This is a genomic window from Geodermatophilus maliterrae, assembly GCF_041018925.1.
GTDB classification, from domain to species: Bacteria; Actinomycetota; Actinomycetes; order Mycobacteriales; family Geodermatophilaceae; genus Geodermatophilus; species Geodermatophilus maliterrae.
The window spans coordinates 1-18,097 of sequence record NZ_JBFNXQ010000048.1 but is presented as its reverse complement, the minus strand read 5'-3'; the positions used below and the strand labels follow the sequence as shown (position 1 = coordinate 18,097).

Below are 18,097 nucleotides of genomic sequence, written 5' to 3'. Positions count from 1 at the left end.
TCTCCACCTGCGGCATCATGACGCTGAGCAACCACCGAGCAGGCCGGGATCTTCCCTGGAGGCAGCCCATGCGGATCGGCATCCTGACCGGCGGGGGCGACTGTCCCGGCCTCAACGCCGTCATCCGCGCCGTCGTCCGCAAGGGGGTCGAGCACGGCGACGAGGTGGTCGGCTTCCGGGACGGCTGGCGCGGCCTGCTCGAGGACGACGCCGTCCCGCTGGACCTGAGGGCCGTCCGCGGGCTGCTGCCCCGCGGCGGCACGGTGCTCGGGACCTCCCGCACCAACCCGTACGCGCTGGAGGGCGGGGCCGAGCGGGTGCTGGACACCCTGACCCGGCACCGGATCGACGCCCTCGTCCCGGTGGGCGGGGAGGACACCCTCGGCGTCGCGGCCCGCCTCAGCGAGGTGGGGGTGCGGGTGGTGGGCGTGCCCAAGACCATCGACAACGACCTCGACGGCACCGACTACACCTTCGGGTTCGACACCGCGGTCGGCGTCGCGATGGAGGCCATCGACCGGCTGCACACCACGGGCGACAGCCACCACCGCACGCTGGTCGTCGAGGTCATGGGCCGGCACGCCGGCTGGATCGCGCTGCACGCGGGGATGGCCGGCGGGGCGACCGTCGTCCTCGTCCCGGAGCGGCCCTTCGACGTCGACGCCGTGGTGGCGCACTGCCTGCACCGCTTCGAGTCCGGGTACTCGCCGATCATCGTCGTCTCCGAGGGCGCCACGCCGCGGGAGGGTGGACAGGTGGTGGCCACCGGCGAGCGGGACGCCTTCGGCCACGTCCGCCTCGGGGGCATCGGCCCCCGACTGGCCGCGCTGATCGAGGAGCGCACCGGACGGGAGGCCCGCGCGGTCGTGCTCGGGCACATCCAGCGCGGGGGCACGCCCTCGGCCTTCGACCGCGTGCTGGCCACCCGCTTCGGCCTGGCCGCCGTCGACGCCGTCCACGCCGGGCTGTCGGGCGTCATGGTGGCGCTGCGGGGCACCGACGTCGTGCCGGTGCCGATCGCCGAGGCGACGGCGCAGCTCAAGCTGGTGCCGCTGGAGCGCTACGCCGAGGCGGAGGTGTTCTTCGGCTGAGGCGTGTCGGGTGACGCAGGCGACCGCCGTACCCTCGGTGCGTGAACGATCCCGCGCAGCTGGCCCCCGGTCTCGACCGGTGGCGGGAGCTCCCCGCCGCCCAGCAGCCGAGGTGGCCCGACCGCGGCGCCCTCGACGCCGTCCTGTCCACGCTGTCGACCGTGCCGCCCATCGTGGCGCCCAGCGAGGTCGACGAGCTGCGCGGCCGGCTGTCCGACGTCGCGCAGGGCAAGGCGTTCCTGCTGCAGGGCGGGGACTGCGCGGAGACCTTCGACCTGAACACCGAGCCGCACCTGCAGAGCACCACCCGCACGCTGCTGCAGATGGCCGTCGTCCTCACCTACGGCGCCAGCGTGCCGGTGGTCAAGGTCGGCCGGGTGGCCGGGCAGTACGCCAAGCCGCGCTCGTCGGACACCGACGCCCTGGGCCTGCCGTCCTACCGCGGCGACATGGTCAACTCGCTGGAGCCGGTGCTCGAGAAGCGCATCCCCGACCCCGGCCGGCTGGTGCGCGCCTACGCCAACTCCGCCGCGGCGATGAACATGATCCGCGCCTACGCCCGCGGCGGCCTGGCCGACCTGCACGCCGTCCACGACTGGAACCGGGACTTCGTCGCGAACTCCCCGGCCGGCGTCCGGTACGAGGTCATCGCCCGCGAGATCGACCGCGCGCTGGCGTTCATGAAGGCCTGCGGCGTCGACGACACCGCGCTGCGCGGCGTGGAGCTCTACAACAGCCACGAGGCGCTGATCCTCGACTACGAGCACGCGCTGATGCGGGTGCACGAGGGCCGGCCCTACGCCGCCTCGGCCCACTTCGTGTGGATCGGCGAGCGCACCCGCCAGCTCGACGGCGCGCACGTGGAGTTCATGTCGCGGATCGCCAACCCGATCGGCGTCAAGATCGGCCCGACGACGACGCCCGAGCAGGCCACCGAGCTCGTCGAGCGGCTCGACCCCGACGGGATCCCCGGCCGGCTGACGCTGATCAGCCGCATGGGCAACGGGAAGATCCGCGACGTCCTGCCACCGATCGTCGAGAAGGTCACCGCCGGCGGCCACCAGGTCGTCTGGCAGTGCGACCCGATGCACGGCAACACCCACGAGTCCCCGAGCGGTTACAAGACCCGCCACTTCGACCGCGTCGTCGACGAGGTCCTCGGCTTCTTCGACGTGCACCGGGCGCTGGGCACCTGGCCCGGCGGCATCCACGTCGAGCTCACCGGTGAGGACGTCACCGAGTGCCTCGGGGGGGCGATGGAGATCAGCGACGACGACCTCAACAGCCGGTACGAGACCGCCTGCGACCCGCGGCTGAACACCGGGCAGTCCCTGGAGCTGGCGTTCCTGGTCGCCGAGATGCTGCGTGGCTGAAGGGCCCCCCTGCCCCCCACCGCTCGTGAGCTCGCGGCGGGCCCCTGCAGCGGGGCCGCCGCGGAGGCTCTGGACGGGGCCACGGTGACCGCGCCGATCGACCTCCGCTCCGACACCGTCACCCGGCCCACGCCCGGCATGCGCCGGGCGATGGCCGAGGCCGAGGTCGGGGACGACGTCTACGGCGAGGACCCGGCGGTCCGGGCGCTCGAGGAGCGGGTCGCGGACCTGTTCGGCCACGAGGCGGCGCTGTTCGTCCCGTCCGGGACGATGGGCAACCAGATCGGCATGCGGCTGGTCTGCGAGCCCGGCCAGGAGGTGCTCTGCGACGCCGACGCGCACGTGGTCACCTACGAGATGGGTGCCGCGGCCGCCGTCTTCGGCATCTCCACCCGCACGGTCGTCAGCGACGGGGGCCTGCTCGACGCCGACGCGCTGCTCGCCCAGGTGCGGCCGCGCGACGACTGGCACCTGACCGCCACCGCCGCGGTCGCCGTGGAGAACACGCACAACCGCGGCGGCGGGCGGGTGCAGCCGGTGGAGCAGCTGCAGCGGCTGTGGGACGCCTCCCGCGAGGCCGGGTTCGCCGTCCACCTCGACGGCGCCCGGATCTGGAACGCCGCGGCGGCCTCGGGGCTGGACCTGGCCACCTACGGGCGGCTGGCCGACACCGCGTCGGTCTGCTTCTCCAAGGGCCTCGGGACGCCGGTCGGCTCCGTGCTCGTGGCATCGGCCGAACGGATCGCGGCCGGCCGGCTGTGGCGCAAGCGGCTCGGCGGCGGCATGCGCCAGGTCGGCGTGCTGGCCGCTGCCTGCCGCTACGCCCTCGACCACCACCTGCCCCGGCTGGCCGAGGACCACGAGCACGCCCGCCTGCTGGCCAAGCGGCTCGGCGTCGACCCGGCCTCGGTGCAGACCAACATGGTCGTGCTCGACGACGTCCCCGCGCCCGTGGTCGCCGAGGCCGCCAAGGCCCGCGGCGTGCTGGTGTCGCAGGTGAGCCCGCGGCGGATCCGCCTGGTCACCCACCTCGACGTCGACCGGGCCGGCGTCGACCGGGCCGCCGACGTCCTGGCCGACCTGCTCGACCGCTGCTGAAGGACCTCCCTGCCCCCGCCACTCGCGAGCCCGCGGCGGGACCCTGCAGCGAGGCCGACGGCGGCCGGCGCCCCGGGGAGGGGCGGCGGCCGCCGGCGTGGGGTGGGTCAGTAGGAGCTGAACAGCAGCCGGTTGGGCGTGCCGGCCCGCGCGGCGGTCCGCGACAGGACGACGTGGTTCGTCGTCGCGGTGCCGGTGATGGCCGTGGCGACCGCGGCCGGCTGCGCCGACGGCATCCCGGACAGGTACAGCGCCGCGACGCCCGCGACGTGCGGCGTGGCCATCGATGTCCCGCTGATCGTGCTGGTCGCGGTGGCGTTCGTGTACCAGGCGCTGGTGATGCCCACGCCCGGGGCGAAGGGGTCCACGCAGGAGCCGTGGTTGCTGAAGGACGCCGCCCGGTCGGTGCGGTCGGTGGCGCCGACGGTCAGCGCGCCCGGGACCCGCGCCGGTGAGGAGGCGCAGGCGTCCTGCGGCACGCCGGCGGAGTTGCCGTTGCCCGCGGCGACCGCGTAGCTGACGCCGTCGGCGATGGAGTTGCGCACCGCGGTGTCGATGGCCGTGCTGGCCCCGCCGCCGAGGCTCATGTTGGCCACCGCGGGGTCGCCGGCGGCGTGGTCGGCGGTCACCCAGTCGATGCCCGCCACCACGCCCGAGGTGGTGCCGCCGCCCGCGCAGTCGAGGACGCGGACGCCGACCAGCCGGACCGACTTGGCCACGCCGTACGTCGTGCCGCCGACGGTGCCGGCGACGTGGGTGCCGTGGCCGTTGCAGTCGTCGGCCGGACCGCCGTCGACGGCGTCGTAGCCGGACACCGCCCGGCCGCCGAAGTCGGTGTGGGCGGTGGTGATGCCCGTGTCGATGACGTAGGCGGTGACGCCCGCATCGGTGGCCGTGTAGTCGAAGCTGCTGCTCAGCGGCAGGTCGCGCTGGTCGGTGCGGTCGAGGCCCCAGGTCGCGCCGGGCTGGGTCGTGGTGGCGGTGACCACCTGGTCGCGCTCGACCGCGACGACGCCGGGGATGGCCGACAGCCGGGTGACGGCGGCCTCCGGCAGCGTCACGGCGAAGCCGGTGAGCGCCGCGCTGTAGACGTGGTCGATCCGCCCGCCCAGGCCGCGGGCCCGGTCGGCGTGTCGTGTCCGGTGGGCGCCGCCTGGTCCCTGCCCCGAGATCGGCGGTCTCGTGGCCATCGGCGCCTCATCGCCACGAGACCGCCGATCTCGCGGGGAGGGGCGGGCTCAGGCGGCCGAGGCGTCCTCGGCGGCGGGGAGGGGGCGGCCGTCGCGCAGGGCGCACAGCAGGGCGATGTCGCGGGCGTGGCCGCGGTCGGCGCTCGGCGTCTCGACGACCACCGGCACCCCGGCCACCGACGGGTGGGCGAGCAGCTCGGCGAACGCGCCGGCCCCGATCGAGCCCGCGCCGATCGTGGTGTGCCGGTCACGCTTCGAGCCGCGCTCGTCGAGCGAGTCGTTGGCGTGCACCAGCCCGAGCCGGCCCGGGCCCACGGCGGCCTCCAGCGCGTCCAGCGTCGCCGTCGTCCCGCCGGGGGTGGCCAGGTCGTGCCCCGCCGCCCAGGCGTGGCAGGTGTCGAGGCAGACGCCGACCCTCGGGTGCAGGTCGAGGGCGGCGAGGTACGGGCCGAGGTCCTCGACGGTGGCCGCCAGCGACCGGCCGCCGCCCGCGGTCGGCTCGACCAGCAGCCGCGGGCCGTCCTCGGGCAGCGCGTCGAGCACCGGCAGCAGCCGCTCGCGCAGCTGCCGCAGCGCTGCCTCGTAGCGGTCCTCGTCCACGGCCGAGCCCGCGTGGACGACGACGCCGCGGACGCCGAGCCGGACCCCGCGGGCGAGGTCGGCGGCGATGGTCTCGATCGAGCGGTCGACCGTGGCCGCGGTGGGGGAGCCGACGTTGACCAGGAACGGCGTGTGCACGAACGACGGGATCCCGCGCTCGGCCAGCCCCTCGACGAAGGCGGCGTCCTGCGCCGGGTCGCCGGGGCTGCGCCGCCAGCCGCGCGGGTTGCCGACGAAGACCTGCACCGCCTGCGCACCGACGTCGTCGGTGTGGCGCAGCCCGCCGGTGGCCAGGCCGCCGGCGACCTGGACGTGCGCGCCGATCGGGGAGCGGGGCGGCCCGCTCACCCGAAGCTGAGCAGCAGGCTGACCTCGCTGCGGAGGTCGACGACGGTGCCGGCCGCCGGGCTCTGCCGGTAGACGCGGTCGCCGGTGATGAACGTCGAGGTGCTGTAGGTCAGCCCGGCCGCCTCCAGGGCCGCGGACGCCTCGCGGGCGCTCATGCCGGTCACGTCGGGCACGGCGACCTGCGGCAGGCCCAGGGAGACCTGGATGGTCACCTCGCTGCCGTAGGGCGCGGCCTGACCCGGGGTGGGGCTGACGGCCATCACCTGGCCGGTGCCGACGTCGGCGCTGCGGCCCTCGGTGCGCGTGACGGTGAAGCCCTGCGCTTCCAGGTTGCCCTGGGCGGCGTCCGGGCCCTGCCCCACCACGTCGGGCACCTCGACCGGCGCGCGGCCGCGGCTGACGACCACGGTGACCGGCTGGTCGCGGCGCAGCTCCGTGCCCGGCTCGGGGTCGAACCCGGTGACCGAGCCGACCGGGACGTCCTCGTCGAACTCCTCGGTGACGGTGACCTGCCAGGGGACCTGCTCGGCGAGCGCCGCCTGCACCGCCTCCAGCGGCTGGCCGACCAGCGCCGGGTCGACGCTGAACCGCTCGGGTCCCTTGGACACGACCAGCTCGACGTCGGTGCCGCGGATGACCTCGCCGTCGTCGGGGTCGGCCGAGATGACCTCGCCCTCGGGGACGTCCTCGCTGAACTGCTCCTCGGCGAACACCGGGGTCAGCCCCGCACCCTGCAGCAGGTCGACGGCGGCCGAGCGGTCGGAGCCCTCGAGCGAGGGCACCTGCGTCCAGCGGCCCGAGCCCATCCACCAGCCGACCGCGCCGACGGTGACCACCAGCAGCAGGACGACGGCGACCGCCAGCCGGGCGCGGCGGCGCCGGACGTGGTGCGGGACGCCGGGCCGGTGCTGCGCCAGTCCGGGCCGCCGGCCGCCGACGTCGGTGGTGGGACCGGCGCCCATGCCGGGCAGCATGCTGGTGCCCCGGCCGCGGGAGGACCGGCCGGCGCCGAGGACCTCGGTGCCCGGCTCGCCGGGCGGGCCGGGGTCGCTCGGGTGGCGCGGTCGGGTGGGCCGGTTGGTCGGGCGGATCGTGCCGGGCCCGGCGGAGCTGCGGCCGGTGGGCACGGGCACGCGGGCCAGGCCCAGGTCGGTGCGCACGTCCTCGAGGTCGGCGAGGAAGGCGCCGGCGTCGAGCGGGCGGACGGCGGGGTCGCGGCGCGTGGTGCGGGCGACCAGCTCGTCGACCTGCCAGGGCACGCCGGGGACCTCCGCCGACGGCGCGGGGACGTCGTGGTGCACGTGCTGGTAGGCCACCGCCAGCGGGGTGTCCCCGCCGTAGGGCGGGTGGCCGGTGAGCATCTCGAAGAGCACGAGGCCGGCGGCGTAGACGTCGCTGCGGGCGTCGGCGCGGCCGCGCTCGAGCTGCTCGGGGGAGAGGTAGGCGACCGTGCCGATGAGCACGCCGCCGGAGTGGCTGGTCTGCCCGGTGCCGGTGAGCGCCCGGGCCAGGCCGAAGTCGGCGACCTTGACCGAGCCGTCGTGGCCGATGAGCACGTTCTCGGGCTTGACGTCGCGGTGCACGATCCCGGCGCGGTGCGCGGCGGTCAGCCCGGACAGCACCGGCTCGAGGACGGCGAAGGCCTCGGCGACGGTGAGCCGGCCGCGGGCCTGCAGCAGGTCGCGCAGCGTGCGGCCGCGGACGAGCTCCATGACGAGGAAGACCAGGCCCTGGTCGCTGCCCTGGTCGCTCACCGACACGACGTTGGGGTGGCTGAGCATCGCCGCGGCCCGCGCCTCACGGGTGAACCGGCCGACGAAGGTCGGGTCGTGGGCCAGGTGCTCGGCCATGACCTTGACCGCCACCGTGCGGTGCAGCCGCAGGTCCGTGGCGGCGTAGACGGTGGACATGCCGCCGCGCGCCAGCCGCTCCTCGAGGCGGTAGCGCCCCTCGAGGACCAGGCCGACCACGGGGTCGGTCACGGCGGTCTCCACGCGATCGAGTCTAGGAGCGCCCCGCGCGGAAGCGACCCGCACACGCGGGTGGGCGAGACCCGCCGGCACCCTCCCGTCACACCGGTCACGGGAGGACGGTGATGACCAGGTGACCTGATCGTGGAGCGCCCTACCTGACCGTGGGACGACGGGTAGGACGCACGGTGACCAGGTCACCTGGTCATCGTCATCGAGGAGTCAGGACAGCTCGAGCCCGGGGTAGAGCGGGTGGGCGGCGACCAGCTCGGCGGCGGCGGCGCGCGTCTTGTCGGCCAGGCCGCCGTCGACGACGTACCTGGCCTTGGACACCCCGCCGTCCCTGGTCGCCGCCGGGGTGGTGTTGGACAGCACCTCGACGATGAGCTCGGCGGTGCGGTCGAACTCGGCGGCGCCGAAGCCGCGGGTGGTCAGCGCGGGCGTGCCCAGCCGGACGCCGGAGGTGTACCAGGCGCCGTTGGGGTCGGCCGGGATCGCGTTGCGGTTGGTGACGATGCCGGCGTCGAGCAGCGCGGACTCGGCCTGCCGGCCGGTCAACCCGAAGCCGGAGACGTCGAGCAGCACGAGGTGGTTCTCGGTGCCGCCGGTGACCAGCCGCGCGCCGCGGCGCGACAGGCCCTCGGCCAGGGAGACGGCGTTGTCGACGACGGTCTGCGCGTAGGTGGCGAACTGCGGACGGCGGGCCTCGGCGAAGGCGACGGCCTTGGCGGCCATGACGTGCGGCAGCGGGCCACCGAGCACCATCGGGCAGCCGCGGTCGACGGCGTCGGAGTACTCGGGCTGGCTGAGCACGAAGCCGCCGCGCGGGCCGCGCAGCGACTTGTGGCTGGTGCTGGTGACCACGTGCGCGTGCGGCACCGGGTCGAAGTCGCCGGTGAACACCTTCCCTGCCACCAGGCCGGCGAAGTGGCTCATGTCCACGATCAGCGTCGCGCCGACCTCGTCGGCGATCTCGCGCATCCTCGCGAAGTCGACCTTGCGCGGGTAGGCGGAGTAGCCGGCCATGAGGATCAGGGGGCGGAACTCGCGGGCGCGCGCGGCGACGGCGTCGTAGTCGAGCAGCCCGGTCCGCGGGTCGGTGCCGTAGGAGGACTGCGCGAACATCTTGCCGCTGATGTTCGGGCGGAAGCCGTGGGTGAGGTGGCCGCCGGCGTCGAGGCTCATGCCGAGCATGCGCTGGTCACCGAGGGCGTGCCGCAGCGTCGCCCAGTCCTCGTCGGTGAGGTCGTTGACGTGCCGGGCGCTGGCCCGCTCCAGCGCGGGGGCCTCGACCCGCTGGGCGAGCACCGCCCAGAAGGCGACCAGGTTGGCGTCGATGCCCGAGTGCGGCTGGACGTAGGCGTACGGGGCGCCGAACAGCTCGCGGGCGTGCTCGGCGGCCAGCGCCTCGACGGTGTCGACGTTCTGGCAGCCGGCGTAGAAGCGGTGGCCGACGGTGCCCTCGGCGTACTTGTCGCTGAACCAGTTGCCCATGGTCAGCAGCACCGCGGGGCTGGCGTAGTTCTCGCTGGCGATGAGCTTGAGCGAGTCGCGCTGGTCGGCGAGCTCGGCGCTGATCGCGTCGGCGACGCGGGGCTCGACCTCGGCGATGACCTGCAGCGCGCTGCGGTAGGCCGTGGAGGCGGCGGTGGCGTCGAAGGCGGGGGTGACGTCGGTCATCGGGGGCTCCTGCGCGGTCGGTCGTCGTCAGCGGTGCCGTCAGTGCCCAGGCGCCCGGCGGAGTAGCAGGCCGCTCCCCGGTGGTGCCCCACCTCGATGCGCCAGTCACGGCCGCCGCCGATCCTATCCCGCCCCGGCAGCAGGCTCCCGCGGCGACCTAGGCTCGGATCCCATGGACGCCGATGTCACCGACGACGCCATGCAGACGCTCACGCCCGCCGAGGTGGCCGCGGCCCTGGGGGTGTCGCCGAACAAGGTCCGGCAGCTGGTCCGCGAGGGCAAGCTGATGGCCGTCCCGGGCAGCGGGAACAGCCGCATCCCGGCCGACTTCCTGCAGGACGGCGCCGTCCTCAAGCACCTGCCCGGGCTGATCACCGTGCTCAAGGACGGCGGGTTCACCGACGCCGAGGTGTTCGAGTGGCTGTTCCGGGCCGACGAGTCGCTGCCGGGCACCCCGGTCGAGGCGCTGCGCGGCGACCGGCACACCGAGGTCACCCGCCGGGCGCAGGCCCTCGCCTTCTAACGGCGCCGCGTCCTGAGCCGCACCGCCTGGGCGCTCGCCAGCCGGCGCGCGAAGATGCCCAGACGGCGGGGCTTGGAGACCGTCACCCGGCGGTCGAGGACGCGGTGGTCGGCGCGCTCGATCTCGGTGAGGATGCCGCCGTAGAGCGCGGTGGCCGCCCGCACGCAGTCGCGTGACTCCGGTGCGAGCATCGGCGTCCCCGGGGCGGCGTCGTCGTATCGCCGCCGCACGATCGCGACCATCTCCTGCATGAGCGCGCGGAAGCGGGCGTCGTACCGCTTCTCCTGCAGCTGCTCGCGGGTCACGCCGTGCGCGGCCATGACGTCGGCGGGCAGGTAGACCCGGCCGCGGTCGACGTCCTCGGCGACATCGCGCAGGAAGTTGGTCAGCTGGAACGCCTCGCCCAGCGCGATCGCGTGCGGCGCGGCCTCCTCGCGGGGGACGCCGGGCGCGGTGCCGAGGACGGGGAGCACCTGCAGCCCGATCACCGACGCCGAGCCCCACATGTACCGGTCCAGCGCGGCCATGTCGGCGTAGCCGGTGACCTCCAGGTCGCTGGTCATCGCGGCGAGGAAGTCGACGAGGTGCTCGACCGGGATCGCGTAGCGGCGGTAGGTGTGCACCAGCGCCAGCCGCACGGGGTCGTCGCTCCAGCCGGCGTCGAGCTCGTCGAGGACGGCGCGCGACCACTCGGCGAGGTCGCCGGCGGGGTCGGCGCCCGGGAGGTCGACCAGGTCGTCGGCGGTGCGCGCGCCGGCGTAGAGCGCGTGGATCGCCGGTCGCCGGTCGGCGGTGAGCAGCCGGGTGGCCAGGTGGTAGCTCTTGCCGTGCCGCGCGTTGATCGCCGCGCAGTGCCGGTAGGCGGCGCCCAGGCGGGCCTGCCGCTCGGCCGTCGACAGCGGCCGCTCCGTCGCCGTCATCGGACCGGGCCGGTGATCCGCTCGGCGGCCAGGCGGCCGCTGATGACGACCATCGGCACGCCGACGCCGGGCTGCACCGACGAGCCGGCCAGCACCACGTTCTCCGGGCCCTGGCGGGGCAGCGTCGGCGTCCGGAAGGGGCCGGTCTGGCCGAAGGTGTGGGCCAGGGCGAACGGTGTGCCGGCGGCCATGCCCTGCCGGGCCCAGGTCAGCGGGGTGTCCACGTGCTCCACCTCGATCGCGTCGGTCAGACCCGTCCAGCCGCGGGCCTCCAGGGTGGTCAGCACCTCGGCGCGGTAGCGCGGGGTCAGCGCGTCCCAGTCGATGCCGGGGTTGCCGCCGCTGTGCGGGTCGAGGTTGGGCGCCGGCGCCACCACGCTGAGCACGTGGCCGCCGGGCGGGGCCAGGGAGAGGTCGCTGCGCGAGGGCATGCTCACCAGCAGGCTCGGGTCGCTCATCGGCCGCCCGTCGCGGGTCAGCTCGTCGAAGACCTGCTCCCAGGCGGCGCCGAAGCTGATCGTGTGGTGCGCCTGGCCGGGCAGCTCGGCGCGCACGCCGAGGTGCAGGGTCACGCAGGACGGCGAGTACACCGGCCGGCGGCGCCGCGAGAAGCCGGGCACCAGCCGCTCGGGGACGTCGGTGGTGACGACGACGGCGTCGGCGGGCAGCCGCTCACCGCCCTCCAGGCAGACGCCGGTGACCCGCCGGCCGCGGACCTCCAGCTGCTCGACCGTCGCGCCGTACCGGAACACCACCCCGGCGTCGGCCGCGGCCGCGGCCATGGCCCGCGGGACGGCGCCGACCCCGCCGACCGGGTGCCAGACGCCGGCGCCGATGTCGAGCTGGGCGATGACGGCGTAGGCGGCGATCGCGCGGAACGGGCTGACCCCGGCGTAGAGGGCCTGGAAGCTGAACAGCCGGCGCAGCCGGTCGTCGGTGAAGTGCCGCGCCACGTGGCTGGACAGCCGGCCGAACCCGCCGCGGCGGGCCAGCTGCACCAGCTGGGGGCCGAGCAGGTCCAGCGGGGTGTCGAGGTTGCGGTCGATGAAGGTGTCCATCTGCAGCCGGTAGAGCTCGGCGAGGTTGGCGAGGTAGCCGCGCAGCGCCGCCGCCTCGGCCGGTCCGGCCAGCGCCTCGACCTCGGCGGCGAACGCGTCGACGTCGGCGTGCACGTCGAGGTGCGAGCCGTCGGCGAACCGTGCCCGGTAGGTGGTCTCCAGCGGGACCAGGGTCAGCCGGTCCGCCAGCTCCTCACCGACGGCGGCCAGCGTGTCGGCGACCAGCTCCGGGGCCGTGAACACCGAGGGGCCGGTGTCGAGCACGTAGCCGTCGCGCCGGAGCACCCCGGCGCGGCCGCCGGGCCCCTCGTCGCGCTCGACGACGGTGACCTCGCGGCCGGCGCCGCGCAGCCGCAGCGCCGTCGCCAGGCCGGCCAGGCCCGCGCCGACGACGACGACCCGGTCGGTCGCCCCGGGGACGGTGCGCACGCTCAGGCCGTGCGGGAGGTGGCGGCGACGGCCAGCGCGTCGAGGGCGGCGCGGGCCTCCTCGGCGATCGGGGCGTCGGCGATCGCGCCGCGGGCGGTGGCGGTGCGCTCGGCGATCCGCTCCTCGACCCGCGCCCGCGCGCCGGTGCGCTCGATGAGGTCGCGCAGCGCCGCGAACTGCTCCTCGCCGGCGTCGGGGTCGCCGAGCGACTCGCGCAGCAGGCGGCGACCGGCGTCGTCGGCCTCCTCCTCGGCCAGCGCGACGAGCAGGGTCTGCTTGCCCTCGCGCAGGTCGTCGTCGGCGGACTTGCCGGTGACCTCGGGGTCGCCGAAGACGCCGAGGACGTCGTCGCGCAGCTGGAAGGCCTCGCCGAGCGGCAGCCCGACGGCGGTGTAGACGTCGGCGGCGCGCGGGCCGGCACCGGCGATGGCCGCGCCCAGCTGCAGCGGCCGCTGCACCGTGTAGCCGGCGCTCTTGTAGCGGGCGACGGTCAGCGCGCCCTGGGCGCCGGGCAGGCCGCCGGCGGCGCGCAGCAGGTCGAGGTACTGCCCGGCGGTGACCTCGGTGCGCATCGTGTCCCACACCGAGCGGGCGCGGGCCAGCGACGGGGCGCTGATGCCCGAGCGGCGCAGCAGCTCGTCGGACCACACCAGCGCGAGGTCACCGACCAGGATCGCCGCGCCGACGCCGAACGCGTCGCCGTCACCGGACAGGCCGCCGTCGCCGTGGACGGCGGCGAAGCCGACGTGGGTGGCCGGCCGGCCGCGGCGGGTCAGCGCGCCGTCCATGACGTCGTCGTGGACCAGCGCGCTGGCGTGCACGAACTCCAGCGCGGCGACGGCGCGCAGCACCGCGGCGTCGTCCTCGGCCGGGCCGGTGACGTCCTCGGTCACCCCGCGCCAGCCCCAGTAGGCGAACGCCGGGCGCAGCCGCTTGCCGCCGTCGGCCAGCGCGCACACCTCGTCGACGACGCGGGTGAGCGCCGGGTCCATGCCCGACAGGGTGGTGCGCTGCTCCTCCAGGAACCCGGTGAGCGCGGCCGAGACCGCACCGCGGATGCGTCCCAGGTCGGCCGCCGCCAGCGACGGGACGAGGGGACGGACCACGGACCCACGCTGCACCGTCCCGCTGATCACCCGACCAGTATCGCCCCATCGAGTCGCGCGCGTCCTGTCCAGGGGGTGGCGGTGCGTGGTCAACAGGGCCTCCTGGCTCTCGACTGCCGTTCCCGGTTCCTTCCCCCCGGAGCGCTCGGGCGGATGCAGGCGGGGGCGGGGGATCGGTCGGCGTCGCACGTACCCTCGGACCCCGTGACCCCAAGCGTCCGCGAGCTGCTCGCCTCGTCGCGGCCCACGTGGTCGTTCGAGTTCTTCCCGCCCAAGTCGCCCGAGGGCGAGGACCAGCTGTGGACGGCACTGCGGCAGCTGGAGCGGCTGCGCCCGTCGTTCGTGTCGGTCACCTACGGCGCCGGCGGGTCCACCCGCGAGGGCACGGTGGCGGTCACCGAGCGGATCGCCGCCGAGACCACGATGACCCCGCTGGCGCACCTGACCGCCGTCGACCACAGCGTCGCCGAGCTCCGGCACGTGGTCAGCCGGCTGGCCGCCGCCGGGGTGCGCAACCTGCTGGCGCTGCGCGGGGACCCGCCCGGCGCCGATCCGCAGGGTGAGTGGGTGGCCCACCCGCAGGGCCTGCGCTACGCCGGGGAGCTGGTGGAGCTGATCCGCTCGATGGGCGACTTCTCCGTCGGCGTGGCCGCCTTCCCCGAGCGGCACCCGCGCTCGCCGGACTTCGACACCGACGTCGAGATGTTCGTCCGCAAGTGCCGGGCGGGCGCGGACTTCGCGATCACCCAGATGTTCTTCCGGCCCGAGGACTACCTGCGCATGCGCGACCGGGTGGCCGCCCGCGGCTGCGAGGTGCCGATCATCGCCGGGGTCATGCCGGTGACCAACGCCCGGCAGATCACCCGGATCGTGCAGCTGTCCGGGCAGGCCTTCCCCGAGGAGCTGGCCGCCCGCTTCACCGAGCTCGACGGCGACCGGCCGGAGGACAAGGCGGCGGTGCGCGCCTACGGCGTCGAGGTGGCGACGGCGATGTGCCGGCGGCTGCTGGACGAGGGCGTGCCCGGCATCCACTTCATCACCATGAACCGGTCGACGGCGACGCGAGAGGTCTTCCTCAACCTCACCGACGCCGGGACCGGGACGTCGGTGCCCTCCACGCTGGCCGCCACCTCCTGACCGCGCCCGCCTAGACCGCGCCCACCTAGACCGCGCCCGCCTAGACCGCCACCGGGCCGCTCTCCAGCAGCTCCGCGGTGTGCCGGGCCGCCCGGCGCAGCGCCTCCCGCTCCGCCGCGTAGCCGCCCAGGACGCCGACCACCGGCAGGTTGGCCAGCACCCGGGCGCCGAGGCGGCCCTTCGGGCGGGCGTCGAGCGCCCCGTCGATGCGGCTGAGCAGCCGCGCGGCGCGCCAGACGGTGCGCGCGGCCCCGCGCAGCCCGGCCCGGTCGTCGCGGGCGCCGAGCGCGGCCTCGGCGTAGGTGCCGCGGACCCGCTCGAGCAGCGGGCGCACCCGCTCGGGGGGCAGGTCGCGGGCGAGCAGCACCCGCGCCAGCAGCGACACCCGCTCGGCGGGGTCGGCGACGCCGTGCTCGCCGGCCACGCCGAGGACCACCAGCGACTGCACCGCCGTCCCCACGGTGTTCTGCAGCGGCAGGAGGTCGGCGAGCCGGCCGACCAGCCGCGGCAGGCCGCTGGCGGCCGCGGCCACCCGGGAGGCCCGGTCGGCCCACCAGTCGTCGCGCTCGGCGGCCGGCAGCTCCGGCGGGCGGCCCAGCCGCGTGACGAGGGGACCGGTCAGCCGGTCGAGCCGGCGCAGGACGTCGACGACGACGGCGTCGCTGAGGGGAGGGGCCATGACCTGCGCATACCCGGCGCCGGGCCGGCCTCACGTCGGTGTTGCGAGCCGGTCGTAGCGTGGCCGCATGGCCGGACGGGGGCACGGGCGCGCCCGCCGCTGGGCGGTCGTCGTCGCGCTGCTGGCCGTCCTGCTGTCGCTGCCGGTGGTGGTCGGCGCGCTGCCGGCCGACGACGCCGGCACGACCGCGCCCGACCTCCGCGACGCCGTGCTGGCCAGCGCCGGCGTCGGCTTCTCCGGCTACGCGGTCTCGGCCGGCGGGCTGACCCTGCCGGTGAGCGACCAGCTGCCCGCCGTCGCCGACCTGCTCAGCGACCGCACGACGATGCGGGTGTGGTGGCGCGGGCCCGACGAGCACCGGGTCGACGTCGTCACCGCGGCGGGGGAGACCGGCGTGCACGTCGACCCCGCCGGCACGTGGACCTGGGAGTACGAGTCGGCGACCGCCCGGCGCAGCGACCCGGCGCCGCTCGCGCTGCCCGCCCCGCCGGACCTCGTGCCCGCCACGCTGGGCCGGCGGCTGCTGTCCGAGGCCGCCGACGCCGAGCTCGCCCGCATCGGCGCCCGCCGGGTGGCCGGCCGCGACGCCCTCGGCCTGCGGCTGGTGCCGGCCGCGCCCGCGGCCTCGGTGGCCCGCGTCGACGTCTGGGCCGACGCCGGGACGGGCCTACCGCTGGCGGTCGAGGTCGTGGCCGACGGCGCGTCGGTCCCCGCCCTCGACACCCGCTTCCTCGACCTGGACCTGGCCACCCCGGCGGCCGGCGTCGTCGCCTTCGACCCGCCGCCGGGCGCCCGCGTGCGGCCCGGTGAGGACACCGACGGGCTGCTGCAGGAGGCCGACCGGCGGCTGGCGGAGGTCGCGCTGCCCGACGCGCTGGCCGGTCTCGCCCGCCGTCCGCTGGCCGGGGCGCCCGCTGCGGTCGGCGTCTACGGCAGCGGGGTGACGCTGCTGGCGGTGGCGCCGGTGCCCGGCCGGTTCGCCGCCGGGCTCCGGCAGGCGCTGGCCGCCGCGCCGGACGCCGTCCGCGACGAGCGGGGCACCCGCGTGGCCGCCGGCCCGCTCGGGCTGATGCTGGTCGAGCCGCCCGGCCGCGGCGCCTACGTCCTCACCGGCACGGTCACCCTCGACGCGCTCGCCGACGCGGCGGGCGCCCTGGCCGGGGCGCCGTCGTGACGTCGGTGATCGTCACCCGCGGCCTGGTCAAGCAGTACGGCCGGGTGCGCGCCGTCGACGGCATCGACCTCGACGTCCGCGCCGGCGACGTCTACGGCTTCCTCGGCGCCAACGGCTCGGGCAAGACGACGACGGTGCGCATGCTGCTCGGCCTGGTGCTGCCCACCCGCGGCGAGGTGGAGCTGCTCGGCGGGCGGATGCCGCGTGCCGGCCGGCGGGTGCTGCCGCGGGTCGGCGCGCTCGTCGAGGGCCCGGCGCACCACCGGCACCTCTCGGGCGCGGCCAACCTCTCGCTGCTCGACGCCGCCGGCCCCGGCGGGTCCCGCCGCACCCGGCGGCAGCGGATCGCCGAGGTGCTCGACCAGGTGGGCCTCGGCGGGGTGGGCCGCCGTCCGGTCGGCGCCTACTCGCTGGGCATGCGCCAGCGGCTGGGCCTGGCCGGCGCGCTGCTGCGCCGGCCGGAGCTGCTGGTCCTCGACGAGCCGACCAACGGGCTGGACCCGCAGGGCATCTCCGAGGTCCGGGAGTTGCTGCTCGAGCTCAACCGCGGCGGGACGACGGTGTTCCTGTCCAGCCACCTGCTGGCCGAGGTCGAGCAGCTGTGCACCCGGGTGGGTGTGCTCGACCGCGGCCGGCTGGTGCTGCAGGACGACATGGCCCGGCTCACCGCCCCGACCGGCGCCACCGTCGTGGACACCCCGGCACCCGAGCGGGTGCGCGCGGTCCTGGACGGCCGGGTGCTCACCGCCGACGGCGGCCGCCTGGTCGTGCGCGGGACCGACCCGGCCGAGGTCAACGCGCTGCTGGTGGGCGCCGGGGTGCCGGTGACCGGGCTCGCGCTGCAGCGGCCGACGCTGGAGGAGGTGGTGCTGGCCGCCGCCGGCACCAGCGCGGACAGGGTGGACCGGTCGTGATCGTCGTCGAGCTCCGCAAGATGTTCCGCCGGCCGCGCACCTGGACGACGATCGCCGTCCTCAACGCGCTGCCGGTGCTGGTGGCCGTGCTGCTGCAGCTCACCGACCTGGCGCCACGGCCGGGGGAGGGGCCGCCGTTCCTGTCGGCGGTGCTCACGAACGGCGCGCTGTTCCCGCTGGCCGCGCTGGCCATCGTGCTGCCGCTGTTCCTGCCGATCGCCGTCGCGGTGGTCAGCGGGGACGCCGTCGCCGGGGAGGCGCAGGCCGGCACGCTGCGGTACCTCCTCGCCCGCCCGGCCGGGCGCACCCGGCTGCTGGTGGCCAAGCTGGTCGCGGTCCTGGCGTTCGTCGTCGTCACCGTCGTGGTGGTGGCCGCGGTCGGCTACGTCGTCGGCACGACGCTGTTCGACGCCCAGCCGGTGGCCGGGACGTCGGTGTCGGGGACGTCGCTGACCCCCGAGCAGCTGGCCGGCCGGACGCTGCTGGCGATCGGCTACGTCGCGGTGTCCATGCTCGGGGTCGCCGCGTTCGGGCTGTTCTTCTCCACGCTCACCGACTCGCCGCTGGCCGCCGCCCTCGGTGCACTGGCGGTGCTGGTGACCTCGTCGCTGCTGTTCACCCTCGACGCCGCCTCGCCGATCGCGCCGTACCTGCCCACCCGCTACTGGCTGGCCTTCGTCGACCTCTTCCGCGACCCGGTCCTGTGGCGCGACGTCGTCCGCGGGCTGGCGCTGCAGGGCGTCTACGTGGGCGTGCTGCTCACCGCGGCGTGGGCGAACTTCACCACCAAGGACATCACCAGCTAGG

Annotated in this window: 16 protein-coding genes and 1 riboswitch; of the genes, 8 read left to right on the top strand and 8 right to left on the bottom strand. The window is 76.0% G+C overall.

Annotated features, from left to right (window positions below; genetic code table 11):
- The first annotated feature begins 68 nt into the window (after positions 1-68).
- From ABQ292_RS15265 to ABQ292_RS15255, 3 genes are all read left to right on the top strand, one after another.
- Complete coding sequence (locus tag ABQ292_RS15265) at positions 69-1,091, top strand: ATP-dependent 6-phosphofructokinase (RefSeq protein ID WP_369207840.1); 1,023 nt, start codon at positions 69-71, stop codon at positions 1,089-1,091.
- Between the two features lie 41 nt (positions 1,092-1,132).
- Complete coding sequence (locus tag ABQ292_RS15260) at positions 1,133-2,464, top strand: class II 3-deoxy-7-phosphoheptulonate synthase (RefSeq protein WP_369207838.1); 1,332 nt, start codon at positions 1,133-1,135, stop codon at positions 2,462-2,464.
- Between the two features lie 84 nt (positions 2,465-2,548).
- Positions 2,549-3,562: a threonine aldolase family protein gene (locus ABQ292_RS15255; protein WP_369207836.1), complete on the top strand. Its 1,014-nt coding sequence runs from the start codon at positions 2,549-2,551 to the stop codon at positions 3,560-3,562.
- Between the two features lie 107 nt (positions 3,563-3,669).
- Here ABQ292_RS15255 and ABQ292_RS15250 read toward each other — a convergent pair whose 3' ends face one another.
- The 4 genes from ABQ292_RS15250 to ABQ292_RS15235 all read right to left on the bottom strand — a co-directional run bounded on the left by ABQ292_RS15250 (position 3,670) and on the right by ABQ292_RS15235 (position 9,350).
- A complete protein-coding gene (locus ABQ292_RS15250; RefSeq protein WP_369207834.1) occupies positions 3,670-4,752 on the bottom strand; it encodes a S8 family peptidase in 1,083 nt (360 codons plus the stop codon).
- A gap of 48 nt (positions 4,753-4,800) precedes the next feature.
- Entirely contained in the window at positions 4,801-5,700 is a 900-nt protein-coding gene (locus ABQ292_RS15245) for a deoxyribonuclease IV (RefSeq protein ID WP_369207832.1), read from the bottom strand.
- Positions 5,697-7,694, bottom strand: coding sequence for a Stk1 family PASTA domain-containing Ser/Thr kinase (pknB, locus tag ABQ292_RS15240; protein ID WP_369207830.1), 1,998 nt, complete (start codon positions 7,692-7,694; stop codon positions 5,697-5,699). Before pknB ends, ABQ292_RS15245 begins: the two co-directional genes overlap by 4 nt.
- Before the next feature lie 198 nt (positions 7,695-7,892).
- Positions 7,893-9,350 carry a glycine hydroxymethyltransferase gene (locus tag ABQ292_RS15235; protein WP_369207828.1) on the bottom strand — a complete coding sequence of 486 codons (1,458 nt, stop codon included), beginning with the start codon at positions 9,348-9,350 and terminating at the stop codon, positions 7,893-7,895.
- A 37-nt stretch (positions 9,351-9,387) separates the two neighbouring features.
- A riboswitch (ZMP/ZTP riboswitch) is annotated at positions 9,388-9,469 on the bottom strand.
- 53 nt (positions 9,470-9,522) lie between these two features.
- Here ABQ292_RS15235 and ABQ292_RS15230 point away from each other — a divergent pair.
- Complete coding sequence (locus ABQ292_RS15230) at positions 9,523-9,873, top strand: Rv2175c family DNA-binding protein (protein ID WP_369207826.1); 351 nt, start codon at positions 9,523-9,525, stop codon at positions 9,871-9,873.
- Here the strand turns inward: ABQ292_RS15230 and ABQ292_RS15225 are convergent.
- Genes ABQ292_RS15225 through ABQ292_RS15215 form a run of 3 tightly spaced genes read right to left on the bottom strand, consistent with a single transcriptional unit; the run spans position 9,870 to position 13,386 of the window.
- Positions 9,870-10,793, bottom strand: coding sequence for a phytoene/squalene synthase family protein (locus ABQ292_RS15225; protein ID WP_369207824.1), 924 nt, complete (start codon positions 10,791-10,793; stop codon positions 9,870-9,872). The two genes, ABQ292_RS15230 and ABQ292_RS15225, sit on opposite strands and share 4 nt — an antisense overlap.
- Positions 10,790-12,280, bottom strand: coding sequence for a phytoene desaturase family protein (crtI, locus tag ABQ292_RS15220; RefSeq protein ID WP_369207822.1), 1,491 nt, complete (start codon positions 12,278-12,280; stop codon positions 10,790-10,792). Before crtI ends, ABQ292_RS15225 begins: the two co-directional genes overlap by 4 nt.
- Positions 12,281-12,282: 2 nt before the next feature.
- A complete protein-coding gene (locus tag ABQ292_RS15215; RefSeq protein ID WP_369207820.1) occupies positions 12,283-13,386 on the bottom strand; it encodes a polyprenyl synthetase family protein in 1,104 nt (367 codons plus the stop codon).
- Between the two features lie 204 nt (positions 13,387-13,590).
- On the opposite strand from ABQ292_RS15215, the gene metF reads away from it, so the two are divergent.
- Positions 13,591-14,523 (top strand): methylenetetrahydrofolate reductase [NAD(P)H], encoded by a 933-nt coding sequence (gene metF, locus ABQ292_RS15210; RefSeq protein ID WP_369207818.1) that lies wholly within the window; start codon positions 13,591-13,593, stop codon positions 14,521-14,523.
- A gap of 40 nt (positions 14,524-14,563) precedes the next feature.
- Here metF and ABQ292_RS15205 read toward each other — a convergent pair whose 3' ends face one another.
- Positions 14,564-15,202, bottom strand: coding sequence for a hypothetical protein (locus ABQ292_RS15205; RefSeq protein ID WP_369207816.1), 639 nt, complete (start codon positions 15,200-15,202; stop codon positions 14,564-14,566).
- A gap of 67 nt (positions 15,203-15,269) precedes the next feature.
- Between ABQ292_RS15205 and ABQ292_RS15200 the strand changes: the two genes are divergently transcribed.
- From ABQ292_RS15200 to ABQ292_RS15190, 3 genes are read left to right on the top strand one after another with little or no spacing between them, the layout of a single operon-like run.
- Positions 15,270-16,376 carry a transcriptional regulator gene (locus ABQ292_RS15200; protein WP_369207814.1) on the top strand — a complete coding sequence of 369 codons (1,107 nt, stop codon included), beginning with the start codon at positions 15,270-15,272 and terminating at the stop codon, positions 16,374-16,376.
- Positions 16,373-17,290, top strand: coding sequence for an ABC transporter ATP-binding protein (locus ABQ292_RS15195; RefSeq protein ID WP_369207812.1), 918 nt, complete (start codon positions 16,373-16,375; stop codon positions 17,288-17,290). The genes ABQ292_RS15200 and ABQ292_RS15195 overlap by 4 nt, the downstream gene beginning before the upstream one ends.
- Entirely contained in the window at positions 17,287-18,096 is an 810-nt protein-coding gene (locus tag ABQ292_RS15190; protein WP_369207810.1) for an ABC transporter permease, read from the top strand. Before ABQ292_RS15195 ends, ABQ292_RS15190 begins: the two co-directional genes overlap by 4 nt.
- The last annotated feature ends 1 nt before the right edge of the window (position 18,097 follow it).

Coding starts and splice junctions, on each gene's coding strand:
- ABQ292_RS15265 (WP_369207840.1), top strand. CDS start 69: ATGCGGATCGGCATCCTGACCGGCGGGGGCGACTGTCCCGGCCTCAAC.
- ABQ292_RS15250 (WP_369207834.1), bottom strand. CDS start 4,752: ATGGCCACGAGACCGCCGATCTCGGGGCAGGGACCAGGCGGCGCCCAC.
- ABQ292_RS15235 (WP_369207828.1), bottom strand. CDS start 9,350: ATGACCGACGTCACCCCCGCCTTCGACGCCACCGCCGCCTCCACGGCC.
- ABQ292_RS15230 (WP_369207826.1), top strand. CDS start 9,523: ATGGACGCCGATGTCACCGACGACGCCATGCAGACGCTCACGCCCGCC.
- ABQ292_RS15225 (WP_369207824.1), bottom strand. CDS start 10,793: ATGACGGCGACGGAGCGGCCGCTGTCGACGGCCGAGCGGCAGGCCCGC.
- ABQ292_RS15205 (WP_369207816.1), bottom strand. CDS start 15,202: ATGGCCCCTCCCCTCAGCGACGCCGTCGTCGTCGACGTCCTGCGCCGG.
- ABQ292_RS15200 (WP_369207814.1), top strand. CDS start 15,270: ATGGCCGGACGGGGGCACGGGCGCGCCCGCCGCTGGGCGGTCGTCGTC.